This window comes from Colwellia sp. Arc7-D, from assembly GCF_003061515.1.
Lineage (GTDB): Bacteria > Pseudomonadota > Gammaproteobacteria > Enterobacterales > Alteromonadaceae > Cognaticolwellia.
Genome location: NZ_CP028924.1, coordinates 2,037,888 through 2,049,572 on the forward strand (window position 1 = coordinate 2,037,888; position 11,685 = coordinate 2,049,572).

The 11,685-nt window shown below is 36.5% G+C and carries 13 protein-coding genes and 1 tRNA gene; 9 read left to right on the top strand and 5 right to left on the bottom strand.

Features of this window, described 5'->3' with window-relative positions; translation table 11 throughout:
- Positions 1–6 precede the first annotated feature (6 nt).
- Positions 7–213, top strand: coding sequence for a hypothetical protein (locus DBO93_RS08930; protein ID WP_108456032.1), 207 nt, complete (start codon positions 7–9; stop codon positions 211–213).
- 81 nt (positions 214–294) lie between these two features.
- Here the strand turns inward: DBO93_RS08930 and DBO93_RS08935 are convergent, their stop codons facing one another.
- The gene (locus tag DBO93_RS08935; protein ID WP_108456033.1) at positions 295–1,095 is read right to left on the bottom strand and encodes a transporter substrate-binding domain-containing protein; all 801 of its coding nucleotides are present in this window, start codon (positions 1,093–1,095) and stop codon (positions 295–297) included.
- A 269-nt stretch (positions 1,096–1,364) separates the two neighbouring features.
- Between DBO93_RS08935 and DBO93_RS08940 the strand changes: the two genes are divergently transcribed.
- The gene (locus tag DBO93_RS08940; RefSeq protein WP_108456034.1) at positions 1,365–1,778 is read left to right on the top strand and encodes a S24 family peptidase; all 414 of its coding nucleotides are present in this window, start codon (positions 1,365–1,367) and stop codon (positions 1,776–1,778) included.
- The gene (locus DBO93_RS08945; protein WP_108456035.1) at positions 1,766–3,022 is read left to right on the top strand and encodes a Y-family DNA polymerase; all 1,257 of its coding nucleotides are present in this window, start codon (positions 1,766–1,768) and stop codon (positions 3,020–3,022) included. Before DBO93_RS08940 ends, DBO93_RS08945 begins: the two co-directional genes overlap by 13 nt.
- Before the next feature lie 198 nt (positions 3,023–3,220).
- On the opposite strand, the gene DBO93_RS08950 is transcribed toward DBO93_RS08945, so the two are convergent.
- From DBO93_RS08950 to DBO93_RS08960, 3 genes are all read right to left on the bottom strand, one after another.
- Positions 3,221–3,297 (bottom strand) — tRNA-Pro (locus DBO93_RS08950).
- Positions 3,298–3,396: 99 nt separating this feature from the next.
- Positions 3,397–5,106: a DUF3413 domain-containing protein gene (locus DBO93_RS08955; protein ID WP_108456036.1), complete on the bottom strand. Its 1,710-nt coding sequence runs from the start codon at positions 5,104–5,106 to the stop codon at positions 3,397–3,399.
- A gap of 55 nt (positions 5,107–5,161) precedes the next feature.
- Positions 5,162–5,383 carry a DUF1414 domain-containing protein gene (locus tag DBO93_RS08960; RefSeq protein WP_081153610.1) on the bottom strand — a complete coding sequence of 74 codons (222 nt, stop codon included), beginning with the start codon at positions 5,381–5,383 and terminating at the stop codon, positions 5,162–5,164.
- Between the two features lie 78 nt (positions 5,384–5,461).
- Between DBO93_RS08960 and yejK the strand changes: the two genes are divergently transcribed.
- The 6 genes from yejK (at position 5,462) to DBO93_RS08990 (ending at position 10,668) form a co-directional block, all read left to right on the top strand.
- A complete protein-coding gene (yejK, locus tag DBO93_RS08965; protein WP_108456037.1) occupies positions 5,462–6,580 on the top strand; it encodes a nucleoid-associated protein YejK in 1,119 nt (372 codons plus the stop codon).
- Positions 6,581–6,665: 85 nt separating this feature from the next.
- Complete coding sequence (gene pyrC / locus DBO93_RS08970; RefSeq protein WP_108456038.1) at positions 6,666–7,694, top strand: dihydroorotase; 1,029 nt, start codon at positions 6,666–6,668, stop codon at positions 7,692–7,694.
- Positions 7,695–7,711: 17 nt separating this feature from the next.
- Positions 7,712–8,593: a 6-carboxytetrahydropterin synthase gene (locus DBO93_RS08975; protein WP_108456039.1), complete on the top strand. Its 882-nt coding sequence runs from the start codon at positions 7,712–7,714 to the stop codon at positions 8,591–8,593.
- The gene (locus DBO93_RS08980; RefSeq protein WP_108456040.1) at positions 8,586–9,425 is read left to right on the top strand and encodes a M23 family metallopeptidase; all 840 of its coding nucleotides are present in this window, start codon (positions 8,586–8,588) and stop codon (positions 9,423–9,425) included. Before DBO93_RS08975 ends, DBO93_RS08980 begins: the two co-directional genes overlap by 8 nt.
- Positions 9,426–9,474: 49 nt before the next feature.
- Entirely contained in the window at positions 9,475–10,230 is a 756-nt protein-coding gene (locus DBO93_RS08985) for a transporter substrate-binding domain-containing protein (RefSeq protein ID WP_108456041.1), read from the top strand.
- A 123-nt stretch (positions 10,231–10,353) separates the two neighbouring features.
- Positions 10,354–10,668 (top strand): cupin domain-containing protein, encoded by a 315-nt coding sequence (locus tag DBO93_RS08990; protein ID WP_108456042.1) that lies wholly within the window; start codon positions 10,354–10,356, stop codon positions 10,666–10,668.
- Between the two features lie 63 nt (positions 10,669–10,731).
- Here the strand turns inward: DBO93_RS08990 and DBO93_RS08995 are convergent, their stop codons facing one another.
- A complete protein-coding gene (locus DBO93_RS08995) occupies positions 10,732–11,631 on the bottom strand; it encodes a LysR family transcriptional regulator (RefSeq protein WP_108456043.1) in 900 nt (299 codons plus the stop codon).
- Positions 11,632–11,685 lie beyond the last annotated feature (54 nt).

An 11,685-nucleotide genomic window follows, 5' to 3' on the forward strand; every position in this document is an offset into this window, starting at 1 on the left:
TGTTATATGGATAGTTCTTCAATAATGCTTTGGAGCGTTTTATTTGGTGGTATTGGTATAGGTTATTTCATGTATGGTAGAAAACAAAAAGCGATTGTGCCGCTTTGCACCGGGCTAGCTTTATTTGTATTTCCATACTTTATGTCTAGCGTTACTATGCTGCTTATTGTTGGCGTAATTTTAGTTGCTATACCTTACTTTCTTAAAGTTTAAGTGCAGGTATGTGTGCAGGTGCAAGGGTAAATGACTTTTTCAGGTCAATGAGTTAAAGCTGTGTAGACTCTTAAATAGCAATTAATTGAATGCTTTTACCTTGTCTGGTTGTTCAGCGTTTGCGTTATCGAGCGTTAAGTAGCGATCAAATATTTTTTGATATTCACCTGTAGCCTTAAGGTGTCGTAATTGTGTATTAAACTTATTACGTAAGGCTTCTGACTTAAATAAAAAGCCATTAGGGCTTGCACCAAATAGCCCAAAACGATCGACTTGTTGAGCGGCATTAATTTTGCGGTTATTGATTATTTGAACGCGGTAATAATCAAAAATGTGCGCATCCATTTGTACTACGTCAAACTTCTCTAAAAACAGCATTTTAACTTGTACTAATTGATCAAATGTTTCGCTATAACTCGAGTGGTTATTTGCCATATTAGCGTATGCTTCACCTAAATGAATAGCAGCATCTTGCCATGAAAGTAAACTGTGGTTTTTAAGATCTTTTAATTCGTTAAATTCAAAGTTATTTTTATGTAAGCTAAAGGCAAAGTTCTCGTAAGCGTAGGCAGTATCTGAAAGATAACCTTTTAAACCGTGTTCGTTGATCGTGTTTAAATTCATGTCAGATACCACATCAACTTCATCTGTTTTATAGGCATTAATTCGACGAGCATAAGGGAGGTACAATGGCTGTATTTCATAACCCAAGGGCTTCATTGTTGCTTTTAATAGATCGATAATAATACCTTCATTGGTGTCAGATAGAACCCAAGGCGCTAATTTACCACCAAATACTACCGTTAACTTTTCTGCTGCGTTGGCTGCATTGAACAATAATGAAAGTAACATCACCACCCATATAATATTGATCGATTTCATTTTATTTTACCGAATGATAGATGTTATAGCGTAATTTTAGCGATTATATTGACTTCTAACAAGCTATGTATGTAACCATTTTTTGAAACAGGGGTTGTTGATGCGTAACCACTGTATATTATTTTTAAACTCACATTAGGTATAACGTAACTTCGCCTAGTGCGTTGCAGTATATTTATCCACACACTTGTAACGACATATAATATAAAGCTTCCTCAAATTTGCATAATAAATTATACTGTATAAATGTACAGTTTTGGTTGTGTGTTATGAAAGTTATTCCGATTTATATTGAGGCCGGTATCTCTGGCTTTGAATCTCCTGCAGCTGAATATAAAGAGCTTGGCTTATCACTTGATCAACTTTTAATTTCAAACCCAGATGCAACGTTTATCGGTTTAGCACAGGGGGCCTCAATGCAAGAGCTAGGTATTTTCGATGGTGATTTATTACTCGTCGACCGTGGTGAAACAGTAAAAGACGGAGACGTGATTGTTGCTAACTACAACGGTTGTTTTACGTGCAAACTTATTGATAAAAAGAACGCTAGATTATTATCTGCCTCGTTCAAGCATAAACCTGTGAACATTACCCCAGAAGATGAATTTCAAATAGAAGGCGTTGTTACGCGCTCAATACGATTACATCGACCAGCAAGGGAGCTGAGCGCATGTATGCGTTAGTTGATGCGGTATCCTTTTATGCCTCTTGTGAAAAGGTATTTGACCCTTTAATTCGTAATAGGCCCGTAGTCGTACTAACAAATAACGATGGCTGTATTTGCGCTGTTTGCCCCATAGGCAGGCGTTTAGGTATACCTAAGTTTAAACCTTACTTTCAAATTAAACATTTCTTGGCAAAACATAATGTGGTTATTCGCTCGTCAAATTACGAGCTATATGCAGATTTGAGCGAAAAAATGATGAATGTTATTGGGCGTTTCTGTGATAACCAATATGTATACTCGATTGATGAGTCATTTTTACAATTCAAAAAATATAATCAAATTATTATGGATTGGCAGCAATATGGTCACGACATACGCCGTGCTGTTTGGCAAGAAACACGCTTACCCGTTGGTGTAGGATTTGGCTCGACACCAACGTTAGCCAAAGCGGCTAACCATGCGGCTAAAAAGTTACCGGGTTATAACGGGGTTGCGGTGGTTGACGATATAGCATCACGCAAAGACGTGTTATCAAAAATGACAGTAACTGACGTATGGGGAATTGGTAGCCGATTAGGCAAACGTTTAAACGTATTAGGTATTGCTACCGCGTGGGATTTAGCCAATCAGTCACCTAAAGCTATGCGCAGCCAGTTTAGCGTACTGGTTGAGCGAACCGTTAATGAGCTTAACGGTATTGTTTGTATTCATTGGGATGAGGTAAAACAACCCAAAAAAGAAATTTTTTCAACGAGAAGTTTTGGACAGCGTATTAATGAAACTTATCAATTAAAAACAGCACTGGTCAGCCACGGAGTCATTGTAGCTCGAAAATTAAGAAAACAGCATTCTCGGGTAAAACGCCTAGCAATTTTTGCAGCAAGTTCACCTCATGATGATAACTACTACAATCAATCTATTATTTATGAATTTAGCATTGCAACTGATAACACGCTCAGTATTGCCAATGCCATATCAACGGTTTTTAATCGTATTTATGCCAGTGGTGTTAATTTCTATCGCTGCGGTGTAGGCGCTATTGAACTTGAAAATAGCCAGTTTCAACAACAGGATCTATTCTGGCCAAATAGTGACGACCCTAAATTAATGCACTGCTACGACGGTATAAATAATCGTTACGGTAATGAAACATTACAGCTAGCAGCGCAGGGCCGCATTGAAAAATGGCATATGCGACGTGAATTTCTTTCCCCGAGCTTTACCAGTAAGTGGCGAGATATACCGAAAATTAATTGTTAACGGCATAAGAATAGGGCACTAGTGACGATACCCTTGGGTTTCTATAATTAAGTGCAAAACACTAAGGTTTGAAATTAACAAAAGTGGATTTTTGTTAGACATGCGTTAGATATAGGTTAGACGAATATTAATAGGCACAAAAAAGCCACTTAAGAGTTTTTGTTTACTCTGTAAATGGCTAATTTATATTACTTAATGTGGTCGGAGTAGCAAGATTCGAACTTGCGACCTCACGTCCCCCAGACGCACGCGCTACCAAGCTGCGCTATACCCCGAATAATAAGCTTAATGGGGATAAAAGCTTATGCGAGCTATATTAATGATTTATGAGTCGAATGCAATTAAAAAACGTTACCGTTAAGCTAAGCGACTAATTATTGTACACTTTGTGCTTGCTTACTGAATTGCTTAATAAAATTAACACCATCAATCATTAATGGAAAGTCAGGTTTTGCCGTAATAGGCGCGGCAAGCTGAATAGAATAACTTTGGAAGTTACCATTTTGGTCAACAAACATTGATTTATCTTTATTAAAAACAACAATGCCATTGTCCATAGTATTCGCAATAATGCGGTCATAAGTTAACGCTTTGATGTCAGTGCCATTGCTATAGCCTTTTTCATCAATATCACAACCTAACCAACGTTTAATTAAGGTGGGCTGAACATCCATATGGCTTGTCAGGTTATTAATAAACGTATTCTTACTTTCAGGTAAAACAAATAACGCAGGTTTAGTTGATAAGCTTGTATCTATTGTGCTGTTACCAACCGAGCTGATCCAAAGAATATCGTTAATTTCATTATCATTTTGCTGTTTATTTTGTGCTGACATTAAAGCATCTAAAAACAGTTCATACTGATAACTATTGTCACCTTTAAAGTAAAATACGTGTAAGCCTGGCGAGTAGCTATTCAATTTATCAGCAAAAATTAAGCTAGAAATATCATTTAGTTTCGTTGTGCTAGAGAATAATTCATTAGTAATATTCAGTAAGCCATTTGAGTTAATGATTGACGCTTCACTGTTATCTTCACCAATAATAGTAAACGATTTAGCAAGATTTTTTTGTTCTATAATCTGAAAAAGTAATGGTTGAGCATGTTGTTCAATTAACGATTCTTTATAAATACTCGGCAAGCTATAAAACAGATTAAACCAAGCATCTTTTGGTAACGCGTTATCCACATGATTATCCAGCGAGAGTATGCCATGCTTGACTCTTTGCTTAATTTTATCCAACTGTTCAACTTGTAAGGTTTGGTCGGTAATTACCATGAAAACTGATTGTTTTAAGGCGGAATCATTCGGGCATTGACCCTGATATTGCGGGTACTGAGGAACGGCATCAGTAAAGGCTAACGGGCTAGTACGACGAGCAATATAATCAACTCTGTCGAACATGCCATATTTAGTTAATAAGGTTTTTGCCGTAGACGGATAAGTCAACGGTAATACGGTATCTTGACGCAACACATCATATTCAAGATTAGCATCAGCCCAAATATGAATAATGTGACTAAAAAAGAAAAAGCTAACAAGTGGAATAACAATAAAGCGTGCAAAAATGGTTTTTTGTAAATCTTTTAAGTGTTTCCATGCATAGTTTGACGTAATAAGTTCAAACGACAAAATAACCATGGTTAACACTAAACTAACGAACCAAAAAACTCGGCTATTTTGTTGAATTTCGTTGGTAATAAGCTCAAGTATTGGTGCACTTGATGAAATATTTAAATGATAACCTAAACGATTATAAATAAAGGCATCTAATAAAAGCAGTAATAGTTCAATGGTAAAAATAATGGAAGCGGTAACTCGAATAAACCGAGTGCGAGGAAACAATAAGGTGATCGGAAACAAAATGAGTACGAAACTCATAAAGGTTAGAAAAGCCATATGGCTTAACCACGTAGTAACTAAATACGTTTGGCCTAATAAAGTCTCGGGCATTGATTCACTAAATACATAAATTGACGATAATAATATCGCCGCAATAATATTAAAAAAAGTGAACCAGTGGCTCCAACTAACTAACTGTAATAGGCGCTTACTATAGGGTTTAGATTCAAATGAAGCCATTGCGTCGTAAATACTCTTATTATTGTTGAGGAATGTCGCTTATTATTTATACTTTTTATTTAGAATTTTGTATAGATTGTTTTAATGCGTTGGTAAAATTGTTTACTATTGCTTCTCGTTCCTTTTTAGGAACATTATTTATAATAATTTCAGTTAGGGTGTTTCCTAAGCACATCAGCGCTAGATCAGGGGTTGCAGACTCGTTGACGAGTACATCAAGCAAATCTTTAATAATTTTTTCTACACGTTCGTTGGAATACTTGGATACAATAGGCATCTTAAACACTTAATGGTAATTGAATAAACTGACTTAAGTTTATCAAATGCCCGAACAATATAATACTGGCCTTTATCTATGAGCTTAATAATTTCGAATATAACACTGCATTTTTTATCAAAAAAAGAAGAAACAGGTGAAGTTGTACTCAGGTTAGGGCCTGAAAACGTTGCGGCGAGTAGCAAAATAGAAAGTTTTGTTGATGCACTACATAAAATTTATAATAGTAAAGGTAGTAAGGCTTACGGACATTTTTCATCAATGCCAGCTGAAGGCGACAGTGCCCGATTTGTTGATGTTATGGAAAGTTATTTAAGTGATGCGCAAACTTTTCATCAATTTAGTGGCCAAGCCGGTAATTTACTTAAAAATGAATTAGAAAAATATGACCTAGCTGAAACGGGTTATTTAATTGTTTGTCATTATGAATATATGGGCGGTCGTTATTTACTGGTGGCTATTATTCCTATTTCTGAACATTACTCTGTTGATGGTGAATTAAATATTTCAGCGGATCAGCATCTTGATACCAATAAATTACAGTTAGCGGCTCGAATTGATTTATTCGATTATCAAAATAATGCTGAGGGCAACCGTTACATTTCATTTATTAAAGGCCGTGCAGGCAGAAAAGTATCTGATTTTTTCTTAGACTTTTTAAGTTGTGAAGAAGGGCTAAACTCGAAAGAGCAAACCCAAACCTTAGTACAAGCCGTTGAAGACTATGTTGCCGTTAATCAGTTTGACGCGAATGAAAAGCAACAAACGCGTAAAGAGCTATTAAGTTACTGTAAAGAGCAAAAAGAGTCAGCGCAGGATGTGTCATTGCAAGAAATTGGTAATGTAATTAAAACAGAAGAAAGTGGACAAGACTTTTATAAATTCTGCCAAGAGCAATCATATCCAATTGAAGAGTCATTTCCGCATGACCAAGCTGTAGTCAATAAAGTGACTAAATATGCAGGCTATGGTAACGGCATTAGTTTGAGTTTTGAGCGTAGCCATTTTGGTCAAGATGTTGTTTATAGCCCCGCTAATGAAAGCATTACTATTTATAAAGTACCGCCAAATTTAAAAGATCAATTATTAGCATTAATGGAAAGTAATGCTAATCAAAGCGCGAATTCAAACCAAGCTACAGCGCAAAATAATGAAAACTCGAGCCTAGAGCAAACGCAACATTCAGAAAGCGAATAATTAACGTTCACTCAGTTAGGCATCAACCATATATAAATCCTATTGCTGAAGTTAAGCGATAGCAAATGAAAAAATTAGGAAAAAAATGAGCACATTAACCATTACTAGACCAGACGACTGGCATGTACATTTACGTGACGGTGAAGCCTTAAATAATACCGTTGCTGATATTAGTCGCTACTTTGGTCGCGCTATTATAATGCCAAACCTTGTACCGCCAGTAACTAATGCAGAATTAGCAACCCAGTATCATCAACGTATTATGGCTGCTAATCCGAGTAAGCAATTTCAACCTTTAATGGTGCTGTATTTAACGGATAAGACTACGGCTGAAGATATTAAAGCCGCTAAAGCATCGGGTATTGTATACGCCGCGAAGCTTTATCCCGCAGGTGCAACCACCAATTCTTCTTCAGGTGTTACTAACGTCGATAACATTGCGCCAGTTTTAGCCGCAATGGAAGAAGTTAACATGCCATTATTGGTACATGGTGAAGTAACGGATCATGATATTGATATTTTTGATCGTGAAGCTATCTTCATTGATACTATTTTGCGCCCATTAGTTGCAAAGTATCCAACATTAAAAATTGTTTTAGAACATATTACGACTAAAAATGCGGTTGATTTCGTTAAAGAAGCCAGTGATAACGTTGCGGCAACCATTACCGTTCATCATTTGTTATTTAACCGTAATCACATGTTAGTTGGCGGTATTCGTCCTCATTTTTACTGTTTACCTATATTGAAGCGTAATACTCATCAACATGCCTTAATTGAAGCGGCAACCAGTGGTAGCGAAAAGTTTTTTCTAGGTACAGATTCTGCGCCGCATCCACAAGGTGCTAAAGAAGCAGCATGTGGATGTGCCGGTGCTTACACAGCGCATGCCGCTATTGAACTTTATGCAGAAGCATTTGAACAAGCCGGTGCACTTGATAAGCTTGAAGGTTTTGCTAGCTTGAATGGTCCTAAGTTTTATAACTTACCAGTAAATAGCGATAAAATAACCTTAGTGAAACAAGCTTGGAACGTACCAGCAACCATGGCATTTGGTGGTGATGTTGTTGTACCTATTCGTGCAGATGAAACCATCGCTTGGCAAGTGAAATAGTAGGGGGATAATAATAAATGCAGTTATTTGTAAATGATTTAACCGTAATCGACTTCTCTTATTGTTGTAGTGCACGTGGCATAGTGGGTGAAAGCTGGATTGTAGATGTTTTACTTGATGGAAGTTTAAATGAAATGAGCATGGTGCTAGATTTTGCTGTGGTTAAAAAGCAAATCAAAGCCATTATTGATGATGCTGTTGATCATAAATTACTCTTGCCAATGCAAGATAATAGTATTAATGCAGAGCCCTCAACGCAAAGAGATGGTCATGAGTTTGTAAATTTTGAATCAAAACAAGGTGCATACTATTTACAGTCACCTAGTTGTGCTTTTGCAAAAATAGACACTAAGCAAATAGATATAGAGTCAGTTACCGCATATTTAACGACCATAATTCTTACGCATTTACCTAAAAATGTTCAAGGCTTAACGCTAAATTTAAGACCAGAAGTTATTGATGGTGCCTACTATCATTATACCCATGGCTTGAAACTTCACGACGGTAATTGTCAGCGCATTGCCCATGGCCATCGCTCTAAAATTCATATCTATAAAAATGGTAAACGTTCATCAGCACTTGAAGAGGTGTGGAGTTTACGTTGGCAAGATATTTACCTTGCCAGTGAAGCTGATCGTATAGCGCTAAGTGATTTAGAGTTATCTGAAGTAGCTCGTGCTAATTTGACACCCGATCACCAATTATTTTCTTACTATGCACCGCAAGGCCGATTTGATATTGCGGTACCAAGTAACATATTAGATGTGGTTGATTGCGATTCAACGGTGGAGTTACTTGCTGACTTTATTGTTCGACAACTTAAAAAGCAATCACCTAATGATGAATTTAAAGTTGTTGCATTTGAAGGTGTTGCAAAAGGTGCTATTGCTCATGGGTAAACACAGAACAATGTTATTAAAGCTGTATATTGTATCTGGTTTGTTATTTGCAAATGTTGTATCAACACAAGCAGAAACCATATCAAGTGAACCGTTTTTTCAAGGTTCACTGATTGTGGGTAAAACGAAGCCAGAAAACACAGTAACGTTAAATGGAAATAAAATTAAGGTTTCTAAGCAGGGCGATTATGCTTTGGGTTTTAGCCGAGATGAGAAAAATAACAGTGAGTTATTGATCATAAGCCCAAGTGGTGAAACTGAAAAGCGTTTACTAAAACCTTTAAAGCGAAATTATAACATTCAACGTGTGAATGGTATTTCGAAAAAAATTATGAACCCCAACAAAAAAGCCATCAGCCGAGTTGGGGAAGATAATAAAAAAATTAGAGCTGCGCGCCAGGTTGATAGCGATTTAACGGCATTTTCTCAAGGCTTTATCGCGCCTATTGATGGCATAATTACCGGTGTATATGGTAGTCAACGTTATTATAATGGTGTACCTAAAACACCACATTATGGTTTAGATTATGCGGGTAAAAAAGGCGATCCGGTAAAATCTCCTGCAGACGGTAAAATATTAATGTATGTAGCTGACATGTTTTACTCGGGTGGTACTATGATTATTGATCATGGACACGGCGTTACTTCAACATTTTTACACTTAAGCGATTCATACGTTAAAGAAGGTGATGATGTTAAGCAAGGTGAACTAATCGCAGCAGTAGGCGCAAGTGGCAGAGCAACAGGACCACATTTAGATTGGCGAGTTAACTGGTTCAACATGAGGTTAGACCCTGCATTGGTGCTAAAATTAAAACCTTCAAATTTATAAGGTCTACTATTAGCTAAGTCGGTAATGAACAAGGTATGAAAGGCATAACATGAAAAACTTATTTATCATTTTTGTACTTATTATCAACATTACCGTCAATGCTAAAGAGTTACAGGTCGGTTGGGAACTCTGGTACCCATATCAATATCGAACTAGTCAACAAGATCTCGTGGGTTTAGATTTTGAAATTTTTAATACTATTTTGGCTAAAGTTGGTTATGAAACCGCTTATACTGAATTACCGTGGAAACGACATCTACACTATATAAAATTAGGTGAATTGGATGTTGCTATGGGCGCGTCATATAGTGAAGAAAGGTTACACTATGCTATGTTTACACAAGCTTATAGGCAAGAAACAGTTAATCTATATGTCAGAAGTGGCCAAACTAAAGCGATTAAATTAGACACTTTATCTGATCTTATAAATAGTGATTATATGATAGGGGTAGAGAGTGGATATTATTATGGAGAAGCGTACAAAGAATTAATGAAAACCACTAATTTTCAAGAACATATCATTGAAGTTGTTGATATTGAAGAAAATGTAACATTACTGATGCAAGGTCATATTGATGGTTTTTTAGTTGACCCTGCCACCATTACAGCGTTCTCAAACAAATATCAAATGAACGGCGAATTTGAGCAGCATAAAATAACTATTTATCAATCAGGTATTCACTTCATGTTTAGTAAACATTCAGTAGACCCTAAAACGGTAAACATGATTGATGACGCAATTAGCGAGCTAAAAAAATCTGGTGAGTTAGACGCTATTATTAATAAATGGAGTAAATTGCAGTAGTATTACGATGAGTCTCCTTTCAAAAAACCACCTAATTATATTGTCTGTTGTACTAAATAAAGCTTGAATATAACGCTTTAAATTGCACATTATATCTTTTATAGAAACAGTATAGGAAAGCTAATGGCAGGCGAATATCCAAGCAAGATAAAAACACTTCCACTATTTGACGGCAGGTTTGACGCATATAAATTAGCGGCAAATGGCAGTGATGTGCTTTTTGCCTCTTACCCAGCAGGAACAGAAATACCACCTCATCAACACGACACGGATAACTATGGTGTGATAACGCGTGGCGAATTACAGTTGACTATGCAAGGTGAAACTCAACATATAAAAGTTGGGCAGTGGTACCATGTGCCCGCAAATGTCGATCACAGTGCTAAATTTAACGTCGTAACAGATGAAATTGAAATATGGTTTCACCCTGATGAATAAAAGTTAACTCCAGCTAAAAATAAAGCCAAAACTATTTACCTACAAACAATACTTAACGTTAACTTATGTATTTGAAGTTGTTTGAATAATCTGATTTCTGAGCCATTTGTTCGCTGGATCAAAGTCAACATTGTTATGCCAATATAAATGAACGTCAATATCGTGCAAGCTTACAGGTAAAGGAAATATAACTAAATCAAGCACTTCACTATACATCTTCGCTGTTGTTTCAATCAGAGTTAATAACATGTTGTTCTGAGCAATTACTTGGCAAGCAGAAAATGCATGTTGACACCTAAGACCAATCTTTCGCTGTAAACCCAATCGACCTAACTCAAAGTCTTCTATACTTGGCCCGATTGTGCGAGATGAAACTAAAACATGATCTTGGGATAGATAGGTATCTAAATCGAGTACAGACTTTACAATAGGGTGGTTCTTACGTACTAGAACAACGAGTTTATTTTGATCTAATTGTGTATGTAAAATATTGTCACTAACGGGGACCAAAGTGTCTATCGCTAAATCAATATCACCACTGGCTAGTTTATTTTCTAATTCGCTGCGATTAACGCGTCGGCTACTTTGTAAATTGATTAAAGGGGCTTCTTTCTTTATTCGTTGCATCAGTGGCGGTAAAAATGATGCCTCTAATCCACCATGAAGAGATATATTAAAGTTATTTCTAGAGACTAAAGGTTCAAATTGTCGAGATTGCGCCAAACAGACTTTTAATTGCTGTAATGCTTCTCTAACGTCGGCAATAACATTGTTTGCTACAGGCGTTGGCCGCATTTCATTACCTTGACGAATAAATAAAGCATCATCAAAATTATGGCGAAGTTTGCTTAAAGAGTGACTCACTGCAGGCTGTGATAAGTTTAAAGCTGATGCCGCTTTAGTAATATTACCTTCACAATAAATGGCTTCAAATACCACAAATAAATTTAAGTCTACCTTCATACTATCTCCACTTTATTGATCAATTATCATTAAGCCCAGCAAGTTACAGTATGC

Coding starts and splice junctions, on each gene's coding strand:
- pyrC (WP_108456038.1), top strand. CDS start 6,666: ATGAGCACATTAACCATTACTAGACCAGACGACTGGCATGTACATTTA.
- DBO93_RS08935 (WP_108456033.1), bottom strand. CDS start 1,095: ATGAAATCGATCAATATTATATGGGTGGTGATGTTACTTTCATTATTG.
- DBO93_RS08990 (WP_108456042.1), top strand. CDS start 10,354: ATGGCAGGCGAATATCCAAGCAAGATAAAAACACTTCCACTATTTGAC.
- DBO93_RS08960 (WP_081153610.1), bottom strand. CDS start 5,383: ATGCCTATTGTATCCAAGTATTCCAACGAACGTGTAGAAAAAATTATT.
- yejK (WP_108456037.1), top strand. CDS start 5,462: ATGAGCTTAATAATTTCGAATATAACACTGCATTTTTTATCAAAAAAA.
- DBO93_RS08995 (WP_108456043.1), bottom strand. CDS start 11,631: ATGAAGGTAGACTTAAATTTATTTGTGGTATTTGAAGCCATTTATTGT.
- DBO93_RS08980 (WP_108456040.1), top strand. CDS start 8,586: ATGGGTAAACACAGAACAATGTTATTAAAGCTGTATATTGTATCTGGT.
- DBO93_RS08930 (WP_108456032.1), top strand. CDS start 7: ATGGATAGTTCTTCAATAATGCTTTGGAGCGTTTTATTTGGTGGTATT.
- DBO93_RS08940 (WP_108456034.1), top strand. CDS start 1,365: ATGAAAGTTATTCCGATTTATATTGAGGCCGGTATCTCTGGCTTTGAA.
- DBO93_RS08945 (WP_108456035.1), top strand. CDS start 1,766: ATGTATGCGTTAGTTGATGCGGTATCCTTTTATGCCTCTTGTGAAAAG.
- DBO93_RS08955 (WP_108456036.1), bottom strand. CDS start 5,106: ATGGCTTCATTTGAATCTAAACCCTATAGTAAGCGCCTATTACAGTTA.
- DBO93_RS08985 (WP_108456041.1), top strand. CDS start 9,475: ATGAAAAACTTATTTATCATTTTTGTACTTATTATCAACATTACCGTC.
- DBO93_RS08975 (WP_108456039.1), top strand. CDS start 7,712: ATGCAGTTATTTGTAAATGATTTAACCGTAATCGACTTCTCTTATTGT.